Origin of the sequence: Larkinella rosea, from assembly GCF_003858635.1 — a bacterium.
Classification (GTDB): domain Bacteria; phylum Bacteroidota; class Bacteroidia; order Cytophagales; family Spirosomataceae; genus Larkinella; species Larkinella rosea.
Genome location: NZ_RQJO01000008.1, coordinates 849,347 through 873,140, shown reverse-complemented (window position 1 = coordinate 873,140; position 23,794 = coordinate 849,347). Strand labels below are relative to the sequence as shown.

Sequence of the window (23,794 nt, the reverse complement as noted above, 5' to 3'; positions counted from 1 at the left end):
GGTTTTAGAAATTACAGATACACCACTTCATTCCGGGCCGCCGATTCGTAGGCGGCATACACTAAACGAATGGTTTCAAAGTTGTCTTCGGCGGTGGTTTCGGCCCGGCCCGTGCCCCGCAAACCCGCCAGCAGGTTGCGGTTACAATCCACAATGGACGAATGAACGACCGCGTAGGCCGGATCGAGCCAGCTATAAAGAGTCGGGTTTCCTTCCGCCAAAACCGTTCCCTGTCGGGTCGAAATCCGGAGTTGAAAATCGTGCGTCAACACCACCGAACCGGTTTCACCTTCCACCACCGCCAGCGTTTGCGGAAACGCTTCTTTTTCCAGGATCGATGCGTACGACATTTCGGCGTAACAACTCAGACCACTTCGCATCTGCATCAGCACATTGGCCACGTCTTCACCCTTGATTCGGGGATTTACCCGCCGGGTCTGGCAGTAGAGCGACGCGACTTCACCAAACAAAAACCGGCAGACATCCAGCAGATGCGAGCCGATATCGGTCAGAATAAACTGCTCCAGATCAGCCAGAAAAGGCTGATTAGCAAATACCGGAAACCCCGAACAGAACGATAGACGCGCTTTGAAAGGCTTGCCAATTGCGCCCGAATTAATGATTTCCTGCAGTTTACGGATGGGGGCCTGCCAGCGAAAATTTTCGTGAATCAATAACCGCACATTCGCCCGACGGCTGTCTTCCAGCATGTTCCGGGCTGCTTCCAAACCGGTCGACATCGGTTTCTGACAGATCACGTCCAGCCCGTACGAAGCCGCCAGGGCTGTGAGTGGCGCGTGGGTATCGACATCCGTGATAATGTCCACAAAATCCAGTTCGGGCGAATGACGATCGAGTAAATCCTCCACCCGATCGTAAACGTAAGGTACCTTAAATTGCTGAGCGAGTACGTCGGCTTTCGATCGGGTTCGGTTATAGAGGGCAAGTAGTTCAACCCCGCCTACTTCAAACCAGGCCGGAATCTGGTAATTGGCCCAAAAACCGGTTCCGATCACGGCAAATTTTAAATTTTTCATGCTTTCCTCCTAGCATCTCAAAAAAACCGTTACTTTTGCAACAGTACTCTACTCTACTGTACTTGAAATTCGATCACAGCAAAAGTAAATACATTTGTTTTATTTACAAGAATTCCCGAAAAAGTTATAGAACAAATACACAACCGGTTGACGAAACAGCTTACTTACATACGGATCATCGATCGGAGTGCGAAAAAAGGCCGACAGTGTGGATTCATAAGTGATAACCAATTATAAATCATGCAACTCGGCATCAGTACATACACCTACGGCTGGGCTGTCGGCATTCCCGGCGATTTTTCGTACCAACGGCTCAACGAGCAGGGATTACTGGATAAAGCCGAACAACTCGGGGTGCGACTGGTCCAGTTTGGTGATAATCTGCCGCTGCACACGCTGTCGGTCGACCGGCTGACGGCTCTTGGTCATCGGGCGAGAAAACAGAAAACCGGGTTGGAGATCGGGGCGCGGGGCTTAACGGACGACAGGACCGAACAGTATCTGGGTCTTTGCAAAAAACTGAGAGTCAAACTTTTGCGATTCGTGATCGACACGGACACCTATGAACCACCGGTCGCTACCGTTATTGCTATTTTGAAAAATGCACTGCCCGCGCTGGTAAAAACCGGTGTGACGCTGGGTATCGAAAATCACGACCGATTGCTGGCGCGTGAGTTTGCCCACATTATTGAACAGGTGGGCAGTAATCAGGTGGGTATTTGTCTGGATTCGGTGAATTCAATGGGGGCGGGCGAGGGGTTACACGAAGTCGTCCGAACGCTGGCACCCTATACGGTCAATTTGCATCTGAAAGATTTCGGTATCAAGCGGTTACCGCACCTGATGGGTTTCCAGATCGACGGCCGACCCGCCGGACAGGGCATGCTCAACATCCCGTGGCTCGTCGAAGAAGTCAGCCGTTATGGCCGCTGCCAAACAGCGGTTCTGGAACAGTGGGTCGTGCCAGACGAAAACCGGGAAGCGACGATTGCGAAAGAAAACGAGTGGGCGATTGAAAGTATAAAATATTTAACCGGTTTACGGTTTTCCGTTTAGGAGTTATGGAGGATTGGTACCTTCCTTTTCATCTGTCAGCCTACCGTAAACCCTGAACGAAAAACCGTAAACTGCAAACCTCAAGCCGAAAGAGAATGACCAAAATTGCGTTAGTGGGAGCGGGTGGCAAAATGGGCTGCCGCCTGACGGATAATTTCCTGAAATGCCCGGAATACGAAGTTTCTTACCTGGAAGTCAGTCCGCAAGGCATTGAAAACCTACGGGTTCGAAACGTTTCAGTCAGCCAGGCCGAAGCGGTTATTTCGAGCGCCGAGGTCGTTATTCTGGCGGTGCCGGATGTGGCCATTGGCGGGATTTCGGCGACCATCATCCCGGAAATGAAAACCGGTGCGCTCGTTCTGACGCTCGATCCGGCGGCCCCGCTCGATGGCGTCATTGCCCACCGCGACGACCTCGGTTACGTGATTGCGCACCCGTGTCACCCGTCGGTTTTCAATTGGGAGCCGACGGAAAAGGCGTTTCGGGATTTTTACGGCGGTATTTCGGCCAAACAATCCATCGTGGTTGCGCTGATGGCGGGAACCGAAGCGCATTATGAATTGGGCGAAAAAGTCTCGCAGGCTATGTACCAGCCCATCGACAAAACCCACCGGATTACGCTCGAACAAATGGCGATTCTGGAACCGGCGATGGTGGAAACACTGGCGCAGACGTGCATGGAAGTGGTCAAAGAAGGTTTCGATCGAATCGTTGAACTGGGCGTTCCGGAAGCGGCCGCCCGGGATTTTGTGCTGGGTCACCTCCGCATTCAGATGGCGGTTTTGTTCCAGGAAGTAAACGGTACGTTTTCCGATGCCGCCTATAAAATCTCCAAACGGGCCAAGCCGATTCTGTTCCGGGACAACTGGAAGTCTATTTTCGAAATGGACGACATTCGCGAACAGGTGAAAGACATTACCCGACGCTAAACCGTACCTCCTATCCCTTCTATGAAACGCTGGCTCATCCTCTCCGCTTTTCTCCTGATTCACAGCCGAATACTGGCACAAACGCCTTTTTCGCACGGTCGTTTGCGGGTTTCCGACAATCAACGTTTTTTGGTTCATCAGGATGGCACCCCATTTTTCTGGCTGGGCGACACGGCCTGGGAGCTCTTTCACCGGCTGAACCGGGAAGAAGCCGAGCAGTATTTTAAACGCCGGGCCGCACAGGGGTTTACGGTTGTTCAGGCGGTGGCGCTGGCCGAAATTGACGGACTGAACACCCCTAACGCACTGGGTGACAAACCGTTGCTCAACAACGACCCCACTCAACCAAACGAAGCTTATTTCAAACACGTCGATTACCTCATTGAACGGGCGGCTGCCAATGGGCTGGTCATTGCCTTACTCCCAACCTGGGGTGATAAACTCTTCAAATCGACCTGGGGCGCCGGACCCGAAATTTTTACCGTAGAAAACGCCCGTCAATACGGCCGCTGGCTCGGGAACCGCTACAAAAACCGGGAAAACATCGTCTGGATCATGGGGGGTGATCGCGTGCCGCGCGAAGGTTCGCAGGATGTCGCGGTCTGGCAGTCGATGGCCGCCGGTGTGCAGGACGGAGTTGGTGGTCCCGATAAAGCGCTGATGAGTTTTCATCCGCAGCCCAATTCACTCGAAATGGGCGGTTCGTCGCACTGGTTTCACAACGACAAATGGCTGGATTTCAACATGCTGCAAAACGGCCACTGCCGTGATACACCGACCTACGACAAGATTGCGTTTGTGTATAACCGCACGCCCACCAAACCCGTCATCGATGCCGAACCGATTTACGAAGACCACCCGGTTTGCTTCAACCCCACCGATCTGGGGCTTTCCAACGCCTACGATGTGCGAAAATATGCTTACCTCGATCTGTTTGCCGGAGCGCACGGCCATACGTATGGCTGCCACGACATCTGGCAAATGTACGCCCCCGGCCGCCAGCCGGTGAATGGCGCGCACATCGCCTGGTCCAACGCCATGAATCTACCCGCAGCCAACCAGATGCGGTATGTCCGGCGATTGATGGAAGCCCGCCCGTTGCTCGATCGCGTTCCCGACCAGTCGCTGGTGATCGAAGCCAGCAATGCCGCAGCGGAACGGATTCAGGCCACGCGGGGGAACGATTACGCGTATGTGTATACCGCAGCCGGAAAACCGTTTTCGGTCCAGATGGGAAAAATCAGCGGCAACGAAGCAACAGCCTACTGGTTCGACCCCCGCAAAGGCGAGGTAAAGCCGATTGGCACGTTTGCCAACCGGGGCCAGCAGAAATTTACGCCCCCGACTTCGGGTTACGGCCACGACTGGATCCTGATTCTGGACGATGCCGCCAAGAAATATGCGTCGCCGGTGGCTTCCAACTAAAAACCGCCCCATGCAAAAAATCCTTCAGGACCGCGTTTCTACCCTAGCCCTGACGATTCTGGTGGTTGGTCTGGTGGCAGCGCTGGTCTTTCCGGAAACCTTCCCGACCTTCGGGAATTTCAGCCAGGTGCTGCTCAATTTATCGATCGATACGGTTGTTGCGGTGGGCATGATGGTGCTCCTGGTTGCCGGGGTGTTCGATTTGTCGGTCGGTTCGGTGGTGGCTTTTTCGGGCGGTCTGGTGGCTTATCTGCTCTATTTCCACCAGCTACCGGTGCCGCTGGCCTTGCTGGCGGGTATGGCCGGAGCGGTTTTGATTGGCGCGATCAACGGGTATTTAATTGCTTATCAGGATATTAATCCGATGATTCAGACCCTGGCGATGATGGGCATCGTGCGCGGAGGAGCGTTGATGGTCAGCGGGGCCGGTATTCAGAATTTGCCGTACTGGTTCAACGCCATCAGTCAGTCGAAACTGCTGGGCATTCAGATGCCGGTTTGGTACATGCTCCTGACGGTCGCCGTGTTTTCGTTTCTGATGCAGAAAACCGTCTTTTTTCGTCGGTATTACTACATCGGAAGTAACGAAAAAGCCGCCACCCTATCCGGTATTCGGGTACAACGGATGAAGATGATTGCCTTTATCCTGTCGGCTACGCTGGCCGGAATGGCCGGTATTTTACTCGCGTCACGACTGGGCGCGGCTCTGGCCACTTCGGGCCGGGGCCTGGAACTCCGCGTAATTACGGCGGTTATTCTGGGCGGGGCCAGCCTCTCGGGCGGACACGGTAAAATTCCGGGGGCGTTATTGGGAGCGGTTTTTATGGGCATTGTCAGCAACATCATGATCATTGCCCGTGTTTCGGGCTACTGGCAGGAAATCATTCTGGGCCTGATTCTGATTTCCGTCGTTTGGGTGGATAAGGCGCTCCAGAAACGAACATGGTAACTTCATGAAAAAATCACTTTTCCTGCTGCTGGTGGTTTTCGGCTGTGAATTACCACCCCGACAAAACACGGCAACAACGGCAGCCACCGCCGTCAACCAGACAAAAACGGATCCCGGCGAAGAAGAGTATGTGCTGGTTACTACCGCCGTGACGATGCCGATGTACGTTAACCACGATCAGGCCGCTTTCAAACGCTGGGGCGAAAAAATGGGCGTTCATGTATCGATTCTCGGCCCGGCGGAGTGGGACATTCCGGCCCAGATCAACACGATTGAAGAGGTTCTGGGAACCCGGCCAACCGGTTTACTCATCAACGGCACGAATCCGGCCATTGCCAGCGTCATCGACAAAGCCGTGAATGCCGGTATTCCGACCGTTGTTTACGATTCCGACATTCCCCAGTCCAAACGCCATGCTTTTCTGGGAACGGACTGGTACCAGATTGGCCAGATGCAGGGCGAAGAAATGGTGCGGTTGACGGGCGGCAAAGGCAAAATTGCTTACATGGGCATTCTGGGACTGACCAACATGGAAGCCGGTTTTCAGGGCTTGCTCGATGTTCTGAAAAAGCATCCCGGTATTGAAGTCGTCGGGAAATACGACGACAAGGCCAATGTGGAAGAAGCGGCTCGCATCACCTCCGATCTGCTGGCGGCCCATCCTGATCTGGCCGGTCTCTGCGGTTTCGATTCCAACTCCGGACCGGGTATGGCGTTGGCTGTAAAGGAAGCCGGTAAAGCGGGCAAGGTAAAAATCACCACCGTAGACTGGGAACCCGAACACCTGCAACTGGTCCGCGACGGGGTCATTCACATGCTGGCTGGCCAGAAACGGGAGCTTTTTACGTGGTATGGTGCCCAAATGCTCTACGACATGGTGCACCAGACCAACCGGCTTTCAGCGAACGATGCCCGGGCCCACATCACCAATATTCCAACCACCGTCAACACCGGCCTTCTCCGGATCACGAAACAAAATGTTGACCAATTTATCCACTCTACCCCTTCGCCCTGAAAGGGCCTCATCAATGGCACGGGGCAACGCCCTGTGAATGTGTTATGTATCCGTATGGTATTAATCCCACACATAGCGTTCGTCATACGCCGTGCCGTATTTTTTGTAAATCCCCCGACATTCATCCTGAAACGTCGTTTCCTGGTGATGCTGGTATTGGTTGCTAATGTACCGAATGACGGCATCAACCTGCGACGGATTCACGGAAAAAGCGCCATAACCGTCTTGCCAATAAAAATCTTGATATGCATCGCCCCGGGTCTTCATCCATTTGGATGAGCTTTTTTTGACCTCCTCCAGTAATTTCATCAACGCGATCTTCTTCGACAGGATGCACAAAATATGTACATGATCGTAATAGCCACCTACCTTGACCGGATTACACTCCAATTGTTTGCATATGCCACCGAGATAGGCATATAATTCGTCTTTGACCTCATCGCCAATGATCGGTTGGCGGTATTTGGTACTGAACACCAGGTGCACGTAGACATGGGTTAGGGATTGTGGCATGGTGGACGCGGACTATTATTGCTTGTGCAATATAATAATACCACAAAAACCATCAAAAATACTATGACTCATACCACGACCCAAAAACCCAGGGCGATGCCCCGGTCTATTGATCGTGCCCTTTCAGGGCGCCCCACCCATCTCGCCCCAAAGGGACATTATCAGTAAGATAGGGCATCGCCCTGTTGATAACACGCTATGGGTGTGGGGCAGTTATGAGGATACAACGCCCCGTATGGTTCTATGAATGCGCCCTAAACCGCTTTCTTCACATCACGGGCCGTGAGGCCTTTCGGAGTCATTTCGACTTCAAAAGTGACTTTGTCGCCATCTTTTACGGAATCTACTAAACCGCTAATGTGTACAAAAACGCTGTCCTGAGATTGCTGATCCTTGATAAAACCGTACCCTTTCGACTCATTAAAAAACGTTACCGTTCCTTTTCTGACGACTTCCTCGGGCGCACCGGCTTCCTGTCGGGAAACCCCAATCTGAATATCTTCCAGATTGATCGTTTTCTTTTTATGCAGATCGGGGGGCGTTGACGAAATGTTGCCATTTTCATCGACGTACGCGATCATATCGTCCAAACCCTTTCCTTTGTCCGAATTGGCTTTACGTTCCTCTTTCCTTTCCGCCTTTTCCTTGTTCTTTTTCTGACGGTTTTTCTCTTTTTCTTTTTTGTTAAATGTTTCCTGATTTCTACCCATACTGTTTTTTAAGTTTTGTGATAAAATCTGTCGACACGAAATTACGTGCATTTCCCTTAATCCGGAAGCTTTTAGATTGGTGAAGATCTGACCAGGAAGCGGAGTTCTGACAAGAGGGGGTACATTAATTGAATCAGCTTACCGGCAAATAAGTTCATTTTCAACCCGATTGCCATTAAAAGATAAGCGTCCCTGACAATGATTGGCATCAAACCGCCCAAATCGGAATTCGGGCGCAGGTCGAAGCCGTCCGGGTTAGGGCGAACCACCGCAATAAAGGCATTGGCAAAGCGGTTTTTGAGTATGCAATGGAACGCGCCCGTTCGAAAGAGGGTCATATCCTGCAACGGATCACCAATCAATAGTGGCCCGGGGCCATGCGGTTTTACGAATCGCCGGGTTTTGTGGCTTCCCACGAAGGCGTGAAGCTGCCTTTCAAGTAAAAAACCGCCGTGCCCGACCAATGCCGGGCACGGCGGTTTTTTTATTCAGTATCAACCAGCCCGTTAAATGGGTGGCTCCCAGCCTTTTTCGTATTCCCGGCTCCAGAGTTTCATGGCTTCTTTGTCACGAATGTGGCCGTTTTTCGAATCGATGTCCAGCGGTTTATTGGTGCGGTACGAAATGTTCGCCAAATGGCAAAGCAGCGTACTTCTGGCACCTTCGTCGATGGTCGAATTCTGCTTTTCCTTGCCCCGTATGGCGTTGAAAAAGTTGACGACGTGGCGCGTCGTCATGTCGCCACCACCGCCCAGGGCGGTTCCGGCTTCCGAGCCTTTCGACTTGCTATCCTTCACCATCTTTCCCTCGCGATTGAAAAGCTGGTAACCATCGCGGTCGACGTAGACACTGCCGGTGCTGCCGTAAATAATGGTGCCCCGGTCGCTGCCGTAGGTTTTATGGCCGCTCCGGCTTTTGCCGTCCCACTTGATGATTTTGTTACCCGGAAACCGGAAAGTCGCATCCATCGTGTCGTACATGGTCCAGCCGTCGTTCAGGAAATGCCGCTTGGCCGCTTCGACCGTCACATATTCCGGAAACTCGACCTGCAGAGCCCAGCGGGCAACGTCCAGCTCGTGGGTGGCATTGTTACCAGCTTCGGCGGTTCCGAAGTTCCAGCCGTACCAGTGCCAGTTGTAATCCCAGGTGTCGTGCATGTACGGCATCCGCGGAGCCGGTCCCTGAAACAGTTCCCAATCCAGCCCGTCGGGAACGGGTGCTTTCTTGGCAACCGGCACTTCACCCCGGGCCGCCGTATAAAAAGCAACGGCTTTATACGGAGTTCCGATGGCGCCGTTATGAATCTGGCTGATCACGTCGATCGACTCCGGTGCCGACCGCTGCTGATTCCCCATCTGAATGATTTTGCCGTATTTTTTCTGAATTTCGACCAGGATTTCACCTTCCCGGGGATTCTGGCTGCACGGTTTTTCGACGTAAACGTGTTTCCCGGCCAGAACCGCCAGCCAGGTTCCCGGCGCATGCCAGTGATCCGGAGTTGCATTGATCAACACATCGACATTCTTGTCGGCAATGACCTTGCGGATATCATTTTCCAGTTTCGGTTTGTAATCGATAAACTTCGAAAATTTCTGCAGGCCGTCTTCCCGCTGTTTCTTCATCACATCGCACAAATACACGAGTTCGACGTTGCTATCTTTCCGCGAAATCGGGTCATAATACGCTCCCAACCGTCGGCCCAGACCGGCAATGGCAATATTCAACCGCTCGTTGGCACCGATTACTTTGGCGTAGCTCTTGGCCGACAGGCCCGTAGCCAGCCCGCCAAACGTAAGTCCGGCCGTGCTCAGGGCGGCTTTTTTAATAAAATCTCGACGCGAATTTTCCATTGAAAACGGGGTATTGAAAGGTTTGCTCTGTTTGTAGTTCCGGATAAAAAACAGTATACAGGGCGGTTTTTATATCGACCCGGTTTTTACTACCGAATCAAAACCGCCCGCATAAGGTGATAAGCCATTAGGCAACCATTTTTACCCAATGCAACGGAATCTATTCAGCCCGATACGTTGCCGATCAACGCTGAACATCCAGCTACAAGGTCATTACAATACATTAACCGGACAGTATTTTATATCCCCCAATAAAATAATGATGCCCGTTCCAAAGCCGCTCTCTCCTTACAACCCCGTCGATTTCTCCATCTGTTCCGTATAGCGATTCCCCACTACCTCAATTTGAGCGGAAGCCTCTTCAATCTTCCGAAGTTCGTCCGCCGTGAGCTGAATCGCAGCGGCTCCGTTGTTTTCCGTCAGACGGTGTAGTTTGGTGGTTCCCGGAATGGGTACGATCCACGGTTTTTGCGCCAGCACCCAGGCAATGGCAATTTGCGCGGTCGTCGCCTTTCTTTCGTCAGCAAACTGCTGCAATAAATCCAGCAGGGCTTTATTGGCCGAGCGCGCTTCTTCAGTGTATCGCGGCAAAATATTCCGGATATCGCCTTCGGCAAACTGGGTCGTCTCATCAATTTTACCGGCCAGAAAACCCTTCCCCAATGGACTGAAAGCCACGAAACCGATGCCCAATTCTTCGATGGTCGGAATAATTTCGACTTCGTGCTGGCGGGTCCAGAGCGAGTATTCGCTTTGCAGCGCGGTAACCGGCTGAATGGCATGCGCCCGGCGGATGGTTTGCGCCCCCGCTTCCGACAACCCGAAGTGCTTCACTTTTCCCTCCTGAATCAGCTCTTTCACGGTTCCCGCCACATCCTCGATCGGTACATTCGGATCGACGCGGTGCTGGTAGAACAAGTCGATGACGTCGATCCGCAACCGTTTCAGCGAAGCTTCGGCGACCCGACGGATATTCTCCGGCCGACTATTGACCCCGTTCATTTTACCATCCTGAATATGGAAGCCGAATTTAGTCGCAATCACCACGTCGCCTTTGAACGGTTCAAGAGCTTCGCCGACCAGTTCTTCATTGATAAAAGGGCCGTAGACTTCCGCCGTATCGAAAAAGGTCACGCCCTGCTCGACGGCAGCACGAATCAGCGTAATCATCTCCGGATTGTCTTTCGGCGGACCGTAGCCAAAACTCATGCCCATGCAGCCAAGACCTATCGCGGATACTTCCAGACCGCCATTTCCCAATTTGCGTTTTTGCATTGTCGTACTCATCAGATTGTTCATTACAGTGCAAAACTAAAATGACAGCAAATCGTTTACCAGCGAAATCCAAACGGGAACTGACGAAAATCAAACCGTTCTAAATTCAAATGCGTCCAAGACCGGTTTTGTTACTAGCCGTAGGAATAGCGGTTTTTCAGTTGAACGACTGCCGGAATTCCAGCGGAGAAAGACTGGTTTTGGTCTTGAATAACTTGCTGAACGACTGCGGATGTTCAAAGCCCAGGGCGTAGGCGATCTCGCTGACCGACAAATCGGTGACGGATAATTTCTCTTTCGCCTTCTCAATCAGTTTGTCGTGGATGTGCTGCTGGGTGGTTTGTCCGGTTAATGCCTTGAGCAACGCGCTTAAATACGTGGGCGATATATTCAGCGTGTCGGCAATGGACTGAACGGTTGGCAGCCCTTTTTGCACCAGATCATCGCCGTTGAAATAATCCGAAAGGGTGGTCTCCAGCCGATTCAGGATTTTATGATTGGTAATTTTCCGCGTGATGAATTGGCGCTGATAAAACCGCTCGGCATATTTGAGCAGTAATTCGAGTTGGGCAATGATGATGTCCTGACTGAACTTGTCAATGTTGGTATGGTATTCCTGCTCAATGCTTTGCATCATGCCGGTCACGATTGTTTCTTCTTTTTCCGAAAGAAACAGGGCTTCATGCACGGAATAATCGAAAAACTCGTACCCTTTTATCACTTTTGCCAGGGAGGTATTCCAGAGGAAATCGGGATGGATGAGCAGGATCCATCCCGAATGCCTGGCCTGCGCCACCCGTTCTACCTCAACTCGGAAAACCTGGCCCGGCGAAATAAAAAACATGACGCCTTCGTCAAAATCATATTCCTGCTGGCCGTATTTCAATTTAGCCCCCAAATCCCGTTTCAGGGAGATCGAATAAAAATCAAAGACCCAGCTGATGGGATTATTGTCCGTCGAATGAGCGATCAATCCGTAATCGATCACGCTGATCAGCGGATGCCCCGGTTTGGGTAAACCCCTCAACCGATGGTATTCGCTGATCGTTTTAATCCGGTGAAGTTGCGTACCTGCCATGTTTCAATGTACCTATTTCTGGTTAAACGCGACCGCAAATTCCCGGGCAAAATCTTCGATTTTTACATTTCCCATCGTTGTGGGCCGATGCCGGTCGTAATCGTCGTGCAAGATACCGCTGTGACAGGCTCCAAACATTTCGACCAATTGACCCGCCACGAGGGCCGGTACGCCATTTGCTTCCATGCCGCTTTGCATTTGTTCGTCGGTGATGGTGACCCATTTTAAATCCGGTTTGCCAATTGCCCGGCCTAAAATCTGAGCGATCTCCCGACAGGTCCGTTCGTCACTGGCCACGTATTTGACGATTTTACCAGGCTTTTGGTTCTCGATTTCGTCCGCTGCGGCTGCCGCAATGTCCTGCGGAGACACCAGAACGACCCGATCATCATCCCCGTAATTGGCCCGAATAAAACCGGTCGTTTTGATCATAGTCAGGTAAGCATACAGATTGTAATAAATGTACGTGGCGCGTAAATGCGTAAGGGCTTCCAGGTTGGGCAACGCATTCAACGCATTTTCGGTGTGGTGGTGCCCCACAATCAAACCGGTGCCTTTCTCCAATTGGGCCCCGTAACTGCTGACGTAAACCGCCCGCTTTACGTCCGACTGCCCAATGGCCCGCGCCAGGCAATCGCCTAACATCCTGTTTCGCGCCATCGGGTTCGGCACGGCATTGTTGGGCGGAATCATGGCATGTACGACGTCGGCACCGGCAAAGGTAGACGCCAGAAAGTCAACGTCTTCCAGCGATCCAATGGCGGCTGTCGCGCCCAATGCTTCAATGTCTTTTTGCTTGTCCGGAGTACGGCTGACCACCGTAACTGCATGCCCTCTTTGTACTAATAGTTGGGTCAACGGCTGGCCGATATGCCCCAATGAACCGGTTACTACGACTTTCATTTTGCTGTTTTTTTGTTTCTGCAAAATTCAGCAGACCAAAAAATAGCGACGTAGTCAAATCTGTGGTTGTTGTAGTCAAAACAGGGGGTGGGTTGGTGCGCACCACACCGTATCCGGGATTTTCAATTCACTAAATGCCCCACCGGGGCATCGGCGCAGTTTGTCGGGAAAAAAGGTCGTTGGTCGAAATTTTCCCTTGTTGAATCAGGAAGCTGAAGTCATGGGTCAAATTAAGCGTTTCTTCACGTCGAATAAGACGTACCTTTGCCCTGTCATTGCGTTTAGACGATAGCCGTATTTCGGACAGCAGGAAGTGCTTCGGCGGGATTAAACCCGGTTTTAGATTACGAAACCTATTTTAGTTAATTTCGAACCCTCTTCAATAAACAATTTAACTGAGAAAAAATGAGCAACAGAATTATCATGATCTTAGCGGGCGCTTCCCTGGCGTTTACCGCCTGTGGTCAAAGTGCTTCTACCTCTGCCGGTGCACCGGTAGAAACCAAAGACCCCAATTCTGCCTATAAATCGGCTTTTGTTGGCCAAACCCGGATTGGCAGTGTCAAATCGGCGACCAACTACGAAGGCAAGGTTGTGCTGGAAGGCCTGAAAAATCCGTGGGGAATTACGAGCCTTCCCGACGGTCGGCTGCTCATTACGGAGAAAGCCGGAACGATGCGCATCGCCACGGCGGACGGCAAGTTAAGCGACGCCATTACGGGGATTCCCAAAGTCAATCCGGCGGGGCAGGGTGGTCTGCTCGGCGTTCGGGTCGACCCCGCTTTTGCAACCAACCGAATGGTTTACTGGGTATTTGCGGACCCGACAGCCGATGGCAATCTGACGGCCGTAGCGAAAGGCAAATTAGCCGCCGATGAAAAAACGATTGAAGGCGCTACGGTTATTTACCAGGCGACACCCGCTTACAAAGGAACGCTGCATTACGGCGGACGGATTTTAATTGACAAAACCGGTAATCTGGTGATCAGCACCGGCGAGCGTTCGGATCTGGAAACCCGGCCCCAGGCGCAATCGATCAATTCCGGACTGGGCAAAGTCATTCGAATTACGAAAGACGGAAAACCGGCTGCGGGCAATCCGTTTGCCGGGCAGGCCGGTGCGCGGCCCGAACTGTATTCCTACGGCCACCGCAACGTGCAGGGCCTGGCTTTTCACCCGGTGACCGGCGATATCTGGGAGGCTGAATTTGGACCCCGGGGTGGCGATGAAGTAAACCGCATTGAGCCCGGAAAAAATTACGGCTGGCCGACCATTACCTACGGCATTGAGTACAGTGGCAAACCCGTCGGCGATGCCATCCAGCAAAAAGAAGGGCTTCAGCAACCGGTTTATTACTGGGATCCGTCCGTATCCCCGAGCGGGATGACGTTCTACAGCAGCAACCGCATTCCGGAGTGGAAAAACAACCTCTTCATTGGCGCGTTGAGCGGCATGCACATTGTACGGCTGGTGATCGAAAAAAATAAGGTTGTGGGCGAAGAGCGGCTGCTCTCCGGTGAATCCCAGCGGTTCCGCGATATTACGCAGGGCAACGATGGCGCCCTGTACGCGATTACGGACCAGGGAAGGCTGTACCGCATCGATAAAAAATAGCCGTTTCTGAGTCGGTTTCCGATCAACATTCCCCGCGAAACCAGAGCCTTTCCCCAAAACCGCCCGTGGCATCGTCCATGGGCGGTTTTTTAATGGAGCAACTGCTAACGTTCCCGAAATCCGTGCGACTCCACTTTTTCGTTTAACCGGAGATTCTGATTACTTTGTGACCGTCCGGCATTAGTCCAGATGAACCTAAACATCAACCCCATGTGGAAATCGATCGGTCATGTGCTTGTGGCAGGTATGGCTTTGCTGGCCTGTCAGACGTCTTCCAAAAAAGAAGAAGCGACAACAACGGCGCGGGCAGAACACCGCCCCCGGTATCATTTTTCGCCCAAAGCCCACTGGATGAACGACCCGAACGGGATGGTGTATTACAAGGGAACGTATCACCTTTTTTACCAGTATTACCCCGACGGCTCGACCTGGGGCCCCATGCACTGGGGACATGCCACCAGCAAGGACATGGTCCGCTGGGAAGAACAACCGATTGCCCTGTATCCGGATCGTTTAGGGTATATTTTTTCGGGAAGTGCGGTGGTGGACGTCAACAACACGAGCGGTTTTGGGAAAGCGGGGCAACCGCCGTTGGTGGCCATATTCACGCACCACGATCCGGTTTTGGAAAAGCAGAAAACCGGTAAACACGAAACCCAGAGCCTGGCCTACAGCCTCGACGAAGGAAAAACCTGGACCAAATACGCCGGAAATCCGGTATTACCCAATCCCGGCATCAGCGATTTCCGCGATCCGAAGGTGCGCTGGTTCGAGCCGCAGAAAAAATGGATCATGACGCTCGCGACCAAAGACCGGATTACGTTCTATTCGTCACCGAACCTGAAAACGTGGTCACGGGAGAGCGATTTCGGCCGTGATCGGGGAGCGCACGGTGGCGTTTGGGAATGCCCGGATTTACTCCCCCTGACCCACAACGGTAAACCGGTTTGGGTGTTGATCGTAAACATCAATCCCGGCGCGCCCAACGGCGGCTCCGGCACCCAGTATTTCGTGGGCGATTTCGACGGGAAGACCTTCAAACCGTATACGGACAAGACCAAATGGATGGATTACGGAACGGATAATTACGCCGGTGTAACGTTTGCCAACACCGGCGATCGAACGATTCTGATGGGCTGGATGAGCAACTGGCAATACGCCGGTGTGGTGCCGACCGCACCCTGGCGCAGCGCCACAACCGTACCGCGGACGCTGGGTTTGCGGGAAGTAAACAAGGAACTGTTCCTGACTTCCGAACCCGTCGAAGAGCTGGACGTGCTGAACGGCGAACCCATTTCGATGAAAAACCGGAAGGTCGAAAACCGGTATGAGTTGACCACCCAAAACGAAACGGGTTTGTTCAGACTGGACCTCAAGGCGCCCAACCCGACGGACTTTGCGATTGTGCTGGCCAACGACAGGGGGAATGAAGTGGAAATCGGGTACGAGAAAACCGCTAACGCGTATTACATCGACCGCACGCAGTCGGGCAAAACCGGTTTTGAGAAAGGCTTTGGCAAGCGGCACATCGCTCCGCGGTTATCGACCGATTCAACGCTATCGCTGACGTTGCTGGTGGATGTGGCGTCGGTGGAATTGTTCGCCGATGGGGGCCTGACGGTGATGACGGACATCTTTTTTCCCGACAAAGACCTCACCAGGCTGTTTATCAAATCGGCGCGGGGCATAACGTTTACGGATTTGACCTACACCCCGTTGAAGCCCGCCGATGAGGCCGGTGGGCAGTAGCGGTTCTGCTCAGGCCAATTGCTGGCGAATGGTCGGCAAATGAATCGTGGCCGGATCGACCCGCAAATACAGTTCGGTGTATTCGTACTCGTCTTCAAACAGGTCCTGAAGCTCGTGTACATACTGGAGATACCGGCGGGTTTGCACGCAGAGCCAGCAATTCATGCCCGGAATTAAGCGGGAATCTTCAAATGTCCAGGAATTAGCCGAAGGATCGGGCCAGAAACCGAAAGCCGTCAGCCACGGTTTGGTCAGTTTGATCGGCTGGGGGCGGTTCGGTGGTTGAAGTGCTTTCAGAAGCGCTTCGGTTAGCAGAACGGGTTCGTTATGAATCAGGTAATAGCGATTCGGTTTAGGGTGCAGAATCATTGTACAGGCAACGATGAGTTTTACTAAAATACGATAGAAAATTAAAATACAAGTTATTTGTATTAATAAATCGTTACATAAGTTTAGCTACCGGTCCAAATCCGATTTATTTTGGTCATTCAGCGGCCCAAAACATGCCTGATTTCTGCTCCCGCTTTAACGCAGCAAGTAAGCAGTTTTTCACAACTACATAAGTATTTTTACCCGGTCCGGTTTATAAGCACTCCTGCATAACCGCCTTCAATTACCAGACAATTTTCAATTGAAAATCAAGCAAAAAATTCGTATTTCAACGCCATCTCCTCCCGAAGATGGGGAACAGATTAGCCCGGTTTTTGTTTCAGTGCCCGTTTAATTTTAGTCAGGAACCGCTGTGTTCTTCTTATTTTTCAGCCTTCAAATTCCGGTTTTGAAACCGGTTTCAACCTTGCCGAAAACTACCTTCTTCGACTATTTAATTTCGAAAACAGCGCGCTTTTGGGGGATAAAAATACGACTTAATACGCTCCGTTTCCGGATTAAAGGTTTGGTTGAATGGCCAATCGTATAAACCGAAAAAGCAATACGATAAATCGAATTAAAGCAACAACGAATCGACCCGGTGGGCGTGGACCATCTGATCCGTTACCGACCACGTAAAGATGGTGAACCGGCCATCCTGCGAAGCCACCAGCGCCACCGCATCGCGTTGATCGAAGACAAACTGAGCCGCCGACAAATGCCGGGTGCCGCCGGTCTGGGCCGGATGGACCACGACGGCCTGGTTGCCCACAATGGGTTCGGTAACGATGATCTGCTCGACCCGATCGCTCGTTTCCGACCGACCGATTTTGGCCCCGAATCCCAGCACTTCGTACTGATCATTGATGATGGTGGCGCCGTCGACCGACGTCAAACCGCCAATGGCTTCTACGGCCAGATTAACCGCTCCGCGCCACGTAGTCTGGCTCGACTCGTCCGACTCCTGCCGCAGCAAATCCGCCAGCCGACTGAAAACCGGTACAATCGGATACGTCATGGGCTGAATGATCGAATCGCGCCAGGCATCGCTACCCGACGGCACCACCAGCAGCGAACCGCCCCGACCGTGCGCCCGCATGGAAACGGCCAGCTGAACCAGAATATTCATCGAGTCGTTCCAGAACGAGGGCAGCGTAAACCCCAGCATGGAGGAGAGCACAAACGGGCAATCGGGCGTTTTGGCGGTTCCTTCGTCCACGATTTTGATCTGATCGCCCTTGAGAATGGCGACGTTGACAAACTTGCCAAAACCGTCGAGCCGGCGGTGTTTGATGACCAGCAACCCGGGTTCGATCACCTCCAGCACCAGGCAGTTACCCGGAATTTCGCGGGTGGTTCCCCAGATGTACAATTCATCCTGGTCGTGCCACACCCCGAGGTGAATACCGGGTCGTTCGACGGCCGGTGCCAGCTTGGTCAGTACGTCGGGCGTAAACCGCAGCCGTTTGCCAAACAAAAGCGGTTGTCCGGCTTTATCAGGGGGTAAAAACGCCAGCGTCACTTTGGGTGAAACGCCTTCTTCGTGCCGGAGACTGGCCCAGAAGGCCGTATCGACCATGGATTCAATTTCCGGCGCATGGGGTTTGTGTGCCGTTTCCTGCCCGCCATTTAGAGTGGCCGTTGCAAAATGGTGAGCGAAATAGGTTTCCACGGTTCCAGCCACCAACCGGGCGGCCTGATAAGTTGATACAGAGTGCATGTTCTAATGTAAGCTTGTAGTGTAAAGGCGAGTCTGCCGGTTTTAAGTTCCCATTCAAAAACCGGCCGGGCAGGAATAGCGTATGTGATCAGCCCAAACCAGCTCTGGATTTGTTACCATTAAGACCCGATTTTAGGGAATGGTTTACGGAAGCGAATTTCTAAAAAACCGGCATATGGCAAATAATAAAAAGTCATTTAGCTATTTTTAAGGTTACGTTACAAAGCGAAGGAAAGAGATCCCGTGAATACTGATTCAGGAACGGCCAACGAATTATTTGAACTATTAACCAAAGCAACCCGGGACGCGGTTTGGAACTGGAACCTGGAAGCCGACACCGTCTGGTGGAGCGAAGGTTATCTGACTTTATTCGGCCACGAAATCCCCCCGGCAGAAACCGGGCCGGAGTCGTGGTACGATTACGTACACCCCGACGACAAAGATCGGATCCTGAACGGTGTTCACCACGTTATCGCCAACGGCGGCACCAACTGGTCGGACGAATACCGCTTTCGCCGGACCGACGGTTCGTACGCCCACATTTTCGACCGGGGCTACATCATTCACCGCAATGGAAAAGCGATTCGGATGGTGGGTTCCATGCAGGATATTACGGAGCGGGTGGCGTTGCAGAAAGCGCGTGACGAAAGTCAGGAACGCTTGCGCATGGCCCTCGATTCGGCCCAGTTGGGTACCTGGGATTTTGACCCCGTCCAAAACCTGATTACGTGGGACGACCGCTGCCGAACGCTTTTTGGCCTCGCCCAAACCAACTCGCTTACCTACGAGCAAGCCATCAGTTACATTCACCCGAACGATAAAGTTCGGGTGATGGAAACCGTTAAGCAGGCGTTGAATCCGGCGTTGGGCGGGCGATATGACACCAGTTTCCGGACAATTGGCGCCGACGATGGCAAGCTGCGCTGGGTGCGATTTATCGGGCAGGCTTACTTTACCGAAACCGGGAAAGCTTACCGGTTTTCCGGTATTGCCCACGATAGCACCACCGAAATTGTGGAGCGTGAAAAAACCGTTCTCTTCGAGCAACAGGCCCGGCTGGCCCTGGAAGGCTCGGGATCGGGCTCATTTTCGATCAATCTGGAAACCGATGAGATTGTTTATTCACCGTCACTTGCCCGCATCCTTACCGGCCAGGAGAAGATTGGCATCACGCGGGACGTTTTTATCAACCACCTCCATCCGCAGGATCGCCCCATCCGTGACCACGCCTACCGGGTGGCCCTCCGGACCGGAAACCTGAGCTACGAAGCGCGCTTCGTCTGGGTGAACCAGGAGGTGCATTGGGTCAAAGTGCTGGGTCAGTATCTCTACAATGCCGCCGGAAAACCCGTTACGTTTTCCGGAATTATCATCGATATTACCCAGCAAAAAGAGAAAGATCATTCCCTGGTCATAGCCGAAGAACGTTTTCGGAACATGATCGCCCAGGCTCCGGTGGCCATCGGTATTTTGAGCGGTGAAAATCTGGTGGTCGAAACCGCCAACCAATCCATCCTCGATTTGTGGGGAAAAGAAGCGGATATCATCGGTCTGCCGCTCGTCGAAGCCCTGCCCGAAATTAAGGGTCAGGGATTTATCGAATTGCTGCAAAACGTGTATAAAACCGGCATTTCCTATTATGGATTCGAAACCCTTGCCCGGCTACACCGCAACGGAAAGCTGGAAGATGCGTATTTCAACTACGTATATGCTCCGGTTCGGGAAGGCGAACGTACCACCGATCTAATGGTGCTGGCCACGGAAGTAACAACGCAGGTAAAGGCCAAACTGGCTCTGGCGGATAGCGAACAGCGGTTTCGTAACCTGATCGAGGAAGCACCGGCGGCCATGAGCCTGTTTATCGGCCCCGACATGGTGATCGAACTCCCCAACGAAGCCATGATCCGGTTCTGGGGAAAGGGCGACACGGTGATTGGAAAACCGCTCCGCCTGGCCCTCCCGGAACTGGAAGGACAACCGTTCCTGAACATTCTGGACGAAGTTTACAAAACCGGGATCGAATACACCTCGCAGGAAGCAAAGGCCGATCTGGTGGTGGATGGCGAGCTCCGCACCTTTTACTTCAATTTTACCTATAAACCACTGCACAATGCCGCTGGCGACGTGTATGCCATTCTCGACGTGGCCATCGACGTCACGGAGCAGGTGCTGGCCCGCCGGAAAGTGGAAGCGAGTGAACTGCGTTTCCGCACACTCCTGGAGACCATTCCACACATGACCTGGACGAATACCCCCGTAGGCGAAGTTACGTTTTACAACCAGCAGTGGTATACCTACACCGGCCTCGATTTTCAGCAAACCAAAGACTGGGGCTGGCAGGCCATGGTGCACCCTGACGACCTGCCGTTTACGTTGGAAACCTACCTGAAAGCCCTGGAAACCGGTACTATTTTTGTGGTCGAAAACCGCTACCGACGGGCTTCGGACGGCATGTATCGCTGGCATTTGAACCGGGCCCTGCCCATTCGTGACGAAACCGGTACCATCACACTCTGGGTCGGAACAGCCACCGATATTCACGAACAGAAAGGAATTGAAGCCGCACTCGAAAGTCAGGTGCTGACGCGTACGCAGGAATTGAAAAATACGAATCAGGATTTGCTCCGCTCGAACGAAAACCTGATGCGGTTTGCTTACGTAGCTTCCCACGATCTGCAGGAACCGCTCCGCAAGATTCAGTCGTTCGGCAGCCTTTTGCAAAGCCAGTATGCCGAAGGACTGGGCGACAACGGTGTGGACCTGATCAACCGCATGCAGTCGTCGGCCGGTCGCATGTCGGAACTGATTAAAGATTTGCTGGCTTATTCACGCATTTCGACCCGGCAACAGGCTTTTAATCCGGTTTCATTAACCGAGATTGTAACCAAGGTTCTGGAGACGCTGGAATTGCAGATTTACCAGTCCCACGCCAGGATCGAAGTCGACGATTTGCCCACAATCAACGGAGATGGTTCGCAACTGGGCCAGCTTTTCCAGAATCTGTTATCGAACGCCATCAAGTTCAACCAGGCCGATTCGATCCCGCACATCCGGATTAACTACGACAGACTATCGGCGTCGGAGCTTCCCCAACACCTGCGGATAGCCCGTCCGTCCGCCCATTACTACCTGATTCGGGTCATCGATAACGGAATCGGTTTTGACGAGAAATACGCGGACCGGATTTTTGAAGTTTTTCAGCGGTTACACGGAAAATCGGCCTACAGCGGTACGGGTGTTGGATTAGCTATCTGCCAGAAAGTGGTGGAAAATCACGGCGGAGCCATTACCGCCCACAGTCAACCGGGTCAGGGCAGCACATTCAAGGTATATCTGCCCGCATAATGAGCGGCAAACCATACACCTTATTCCAGGCGGGAAATCATCAGGGTTTTACAGAGCTGGCTCATAAAAGCCTGCCAGGCGGTGTAGCTATTCGGTTTGATCCAGCACCAGGACACATTCAGTTCGCGGCAGCGGACTTCCCAGATTGGGTCGATTTCGGAACTCATCCAGGCAAGCGGAACGGTTTGCAGCGCGGGTCTGGATCGGAGGTATTCCGTTAACTCCAGCCCATCCATCCGGGGCAGGTGGTAGTCGATTAAAATCAGATCGGGGACAGCGGTCGCCTTTTCCAGGTAGGTCAATAAACCGGCAGCATCGCTGAATGGATTCAGATGACACATGCCGCCGATTTCAAGCATGGCTTTTTGCATCAGCCATAAATCATCCTCGTCGTCGTCTACTATCAATATAAGTGGCTTCATAAAAATCTGTCAACGGGCAGTCGCCTGTAAAACAGGGGCGATGTCGCACTTTTTTTGAGGGATCAGAAAAGCTTTCCCTTTTAAACCGGTATGCGACCCGTTTGTTTGGTTATTTATGAAGAAACCTTCGTTTTACTTTCGCCCGTAGTAGCTTTCCCAGAAAGTCAGCTTGTCTTTGTTTGGTAATGAGCGGTTTTCAATCGTTTTGTCAATGAGCTGAACGTTCTCCGACTGGCGGGTATAAGCCGGCCAAACCGGTAAATTCGGACCGTTCGGATTGCCGGTTCTGGCAAAATTGACCCAGTAGGACGACATTACATCCGCAATTTGATGATCGACAGCCTCCCACGGACGATCCACGGTATGAAGGTTGTTGTACGCATACGGCACCTCGCCGGTGTGAAACGCGCCAAACTGCGTCTGGGGATTATGGGCGGGCACTTTTCGGTTAAAATTGTACAGAAAAACCGGCGATTTTCCGGTCTGGCTCTGCCTTTTGGCCCACGTATAATCCTGAATACCAAAGCTCTCATCCCGATTGCTGTTCCCCTGTGACTGGGCGCTTTCTTCTTCGGTCCGGGCCGGGTAAACCCGAAAATACGCATCGGCCAACGCACCAAAACGCTTTTTGATCTGCTCCCGAAACACCTCCGCTTTGGCCGGTGCACCCATCACTTTATCGTCGCCGTTCCAGCCCAGCAGCAGCGGAACATCATTCTGGCGCGATTGGGTGTAGATTTCATCAATTCCTTCGGGCAACAAATAACCGTCGACGACGGGGCCATTTAAACCGCCGGAAGCCTTCAGAATTTCTTCTGCCGAACGCGCGCGTAAATCGCTCAGGGAAGCGGCATTGAGTTTTCCGGCAAAATCAACGCCAAGTTGTTCGGCAGCTTGCAGCGTCAGTCTGGGCCGCGCCGGATTCGACAGAAAGCTCCCGCCACTCTCGGCAATGGCCCGGTGAAAAAGGCCTTTAGCCAGGGGAGAAGCCGTCAGAAAATTAACCGCAAATGCCCCCGCCGACTGTCCGGCAATGGTGACGTTTTTCGGATCTCCCCCGAAGGCGGCCGCGTTTTTCTGAACCCATTTCAGGGCCGCGATCATGTCCAGCAGCGCATAATTCCCGGAAGCTTTGTAACCTGATTCCTGCGAAAGTTCGGGATGAGCCAGAAAACCGAAGACGCCGACGCGGTAATTGATCGTCACAAAAACCACGCCTTTTTTCGCCATCGCTTCGCCGTCGTAAATCGCGCAGCCGGCACCCCCACTCCGAAAACCGCCCCCGTAAATGTAGACGAAAACCGGTCGTTTCTCAGCCGCCGAACGGGCGCCCGTCCACACATTGAGGTAGAGGCAATCCTCACTGATGGGTTGTTCCGGAATCAGAAACTCCGACGACCAGTACATAAAAGGAGCCGGTTTGGCCTGCATCGGGCTGGGTCCAAACGCCACACATTTTTTAACACCCGGCCAGGCTGCCACCGGCTGCGGGGCCTTCCAGCGCAGCTTTCCCACCGGCGGAGCGGCAAACGGAATACCTTTGAAAATCCGGATGGCGCCAGATTTATTAGCCATGCCTTCGACCCGGCCGCTCTCGGTTTTGACGATCAGCGACTGCCCGATGGCAGCGAACGAAACGGTTAGGATCAGGAAAAAAGCAACGATTCGTTTCACTGCAAAATACGGTTTTCAAAAATGAACTCAGGACATCAGAACGCACGCGTCTTTAGGTATAGCAGCTAGTTAGGCAAGAGAGAAAAAAGCATATGCCATTGATTTTCAACCAGTTAACCGTTCTCCTATGCCCGTTCTTCGTTTGTCTGCGTATAAAAACC

The 23,794-nt window shown here is 52.6% G+C and carries 20 protein-coding genes; 9 read left to right on the top strand and 11 right to left on the bottom strand.

Translation table 11 applies throughout. The features are described 5' to 3' along the window. Positions 1 to 11 precede the first annotated feature (11 nt). On the bottom strand, positions 12 to 1,037 hold the full coding sequence (locus EHT25_RS12335; RefSeq protein ID WP_124874871.1) for a Gfo/Idh/MocA family protein: 1,026 nt from the start codon (positions 1,035 to 1,037) through the stop codon (positions 12 to 14). A 240-nt stretch (positions 1,038 to 1,277) separates the two neighbouring features. Between EHT25_RS12335 and EHT25_RS12330 the strand changes: the two genes are divergently transcribed. The 5 genes from EHT25_RS12330 (at position 1,278) to EHT25_RS12310 (ending at position 6,411) form a co-directional block, all read left to right on the top strand. Next, the gene (locus EHT25_RS12330; RefSeq protein WP_124874869.1) at positions 1,278 to 2,093 is read left to right on the top strand and encodes a sugar phosphate isomerase/epimerase family protein; all 816 of its coding nucleotides are present in this window, start codon (positions 1,278 to 1,280) and stop codon (positions 2,091 to 2,093) included. A gap of 95 nt (positions 2,094 to 2,188) precedes the next feature. Further along, positions 2,189 to 3,022, top strand: coding sequence for a phosphogluconate dehydrogenase C-terminal domain-containing protein (locus tag EHT25_RS12325; RefSeq protein WP_124874867.1), 834 nt, complete (start codon positions 2,189 to 2,191; stop codon positions 3,020 to 3,022). A gap of 21 nt (positions 3,023 to 3,043) precedes the next feature. Then, a complete protein-coding gene (locus EHT25_RS12320) occupies positions 3,044 to 4,447 on the top strand; it encodes a glycoside hydrolase family 140 protein (RefSeq protein ID WP_124874865.1) in 1,404 nt (467 codons plus the stop codon). A 10-nt stretch (positions 4,448 to 4,457) separates the two neighbouring features. After that, the gene (locus EHT25_RS12315) at positions 4,458 to 5,396 is read left to right on the top strand and encodes an ABC transporter permease (RefSeq protein ID WP_124874863.1); all 939 of its coding nucleotides are present in this window, start codon (positions 4,458 to 4,460) and stop codon (positions 5,394 to 5,396) included. A gap of 4 nt (positions 5,397 to 5,400) precedes the next feature. Next, entirely contained in the window at positions 5,401 to 6,411 is a 1,011-nt protein-coding gene (locus tag EHT25_RS12310) for a substrate-binding domain-containing protein (protein ID WP_124874861.1), read from the top strand. 60 nt (positions 6,412 to 6,471) lie between these two features. On the opposite strand, the gene tnpA is transcribed toward EHT25_RS12310, so the two are convergent. After that, entirely contained in the window at positions 6,472 to 6,924 is a 453-nt protein-coding gene (gene tnpA / locus EHT25_RS12305) for an IS200/IS605 family transposase (protein ID WP_124874859.1), read from the bottom strand. 254 nt (positions 6,925 to 7,178) lie between these two features. Further along, complete coding sequence (locus EHT25_RS12300) at positions 7,179 to 7,634, bottom strand: cold-shock protein (RefSeq protein ID WP_124874857.1); 456 nt, start codon at positions 7,632 to 7,634, stop codon at positions 7,179 to 7,181. Positions 7,635 to 7,816: 182 nt separating this feature from the next. Between EHT25_RS12300 and EHT25_RS33455 the strand changes: the two genes are divergently transcribed. Beyond that, positions 7,817 to 7,999, top strand: a complete 183-nt coding sequence (locus EHT25_RS33455) for a GNAT family N-acetyltransferase (RefSeq protein ID WP_124876094.1) — start codon at positions 7,817 to 7,819, stop codon at positions 7,997 to 7,999. Between the two features lie 141 nt (positions 8,000 to 8,140). Here EHT25_RS33455 and EHT25_RS12290 read toward each other — a convergent pair whose 3' ends face one another. The 4 genes from EHT25_RS12290 to EHT25_RS12275 all read right to left on the bottom strand — a co-directional run bounded on the left by EHT25_RS12290 (position 8,141) and on the right by EHT25_RS12275 (position 12,740). Beyond that, complete coding sequence (locus tag EHT25_RS12290) at positions 8,141 to 9,484, bottom strand: Gfo/Idh/MocA family oxidoreductase (RefSeq protein WP_124874855.1); 1,344 nt, start codon at positions 9,482 to 9,484, stop codon at positions 8,141 to 8,143. Positions 9,485 to 9,772: 288 nt separating this feature from the next. Beyond that, positions 9,773 to 10,759 (bottom strand): aldo/keto reductase, encoded by a 987-nt coding sequence (locus EHT25_RS12285; protein ID WP_124874853.1) that lies wholly within the window; start codon positions 10,757 to 10,759, stop codon positions 9,773 to 9,775. 157 nt (positions 10,760 to 10,916) lie between these two features. Continuing rightward, the gene (locus EHT25_RS12280) at positions 10,917 to 11,837 is read right to left on the bottom strand and encodes a helix-turn-helix domain-containing protein (protein ID WP_124874851.1); all 921 of its coding nucleotides are present in this window, start codon (positions 11,835 to 11,837) and stop codon (positions 10,917 to 10,919) included. Positions 11,838 to 11,849: 12 nt separating this feature from the next. Further along, the gene (locus tag EHT25_RS12275; RefSeq protein WP_124874849.1) at positions 11,850 to 12,740 is read right to left on the bottom strand and encodes an NAD(P)H-binding protein; all 891 of its coding nucleotides are present in this window, start codon (positions 12,738 to 12,740) and stop codon (positions 11,850 to 11,852) included. Between the two features lie 405 nt (positions 12,741 to 13,145). On the opposite strand from EHT25_RS12275, the gene EHT25_RS12270 reads away from it, so the two are divergent. Continuing rightward, positions 13,146 to 14,354 (top strand): PQQ-dependent sugar dehydrogenase, encoded by a 1,209-nt coding sequence (locus EHT25_RS12270; RefSeq protein ID WP_124874847.1) that lies wholly within the window; start codon positions 13,146 to 13,148, stop codon positions 14,352 to 14,354. A gap of 210 nt (positions 14,355 to 14,564) precedes the next feature. Next, complete coding sequence (locus tag EHT25_RS12265) at positions 14,565 to 16,103, top strand: glycoside hydrolase family 32 protein (RefSeq protein WP_229311506.1); 1,539 nt, start codon at positions 14,565 to 14,567, stop codon at positions 16,101 to 16,103. Between the two features lie 9 nt (positions 16,104 to 16,112). On the opposite strand, the gene EHT25_RS12260 is transcribed toward EHT25_RS12265, so the two are convergent. Both EHT25_RS12260 and EHT25_RS12255 read right to left on the bottom strand, forming a co-directional pair. Next, complete coding sequence (locus EHT25_RS12260; RefSeq protein ID WP_124874845.1) at positions 16,113 to 16,472, bottom strand: hypothetical protein; 360 nt, start codon at positions 16,470 to 16,472, stop codon at positions 16,113 to 16,115. A gap of 577 nt (positions 16,473 to 17,049) precedes the next feature. Next, on the bottom strand, positions 17,050 to 18,192 hold the full coding sequence (locus EHT25_RS12255; protein WP_124874843.1) for a putative sensor domain DACNV-containing protein: 1,143 nt from the start codon (positions 18,190 to 18,192) through the stop codon (positions 17,050 to 17,052). A gap of 243 nt (positions 18,193 to 18,435) precedes the next feature. Between EHT25_RS12255 and EHT25_RS12250 the strand changes: the two genes are divergently transcribed. Continuing rightward, complete coding sequence (locus EHT25_RS12250; protein WP_124874841.1) at positions 18,436 to 21,537, top strand: PAS domain-containing sensor histidine kinase; 3,102 nt, start codon at positions 18,436 to 18,438, stop codon at positions 21,535 to 21,537. A 20-nt stretch (positions 21,538 to 21,557) separates the two neighbouring features. On the opposite strand, the gene EHT25_RS12245 is transcribed toward EHT25_RS12250, so the two are convergent. After that, positions 21,558 to 21,959: a response regulator gene (locus EHT25_RS12245; protein WP_124874839.1), complete on the bottom strand. Its 402-nt coding sequence runs from the start codon at positions 21,957 to 21,959 to the stop codon at positions 21,558 to 21,560. Positions 21,960 to 22,091: 132 nt separating this feature from the next. Further along, positions 22,092 to 23,633, bottom strand: coding sequence for a carboxylesterase/lipase family protein (locus tag EHT25_RS12240; protein ID WP_229311505.1), 1,542 nt, complete (start codon positions 23,631 to 23,633; stop codon positions 22,092 to 22,094). Positions 23,634 to 23,794 lie beyond the last annotated feature (161 nt).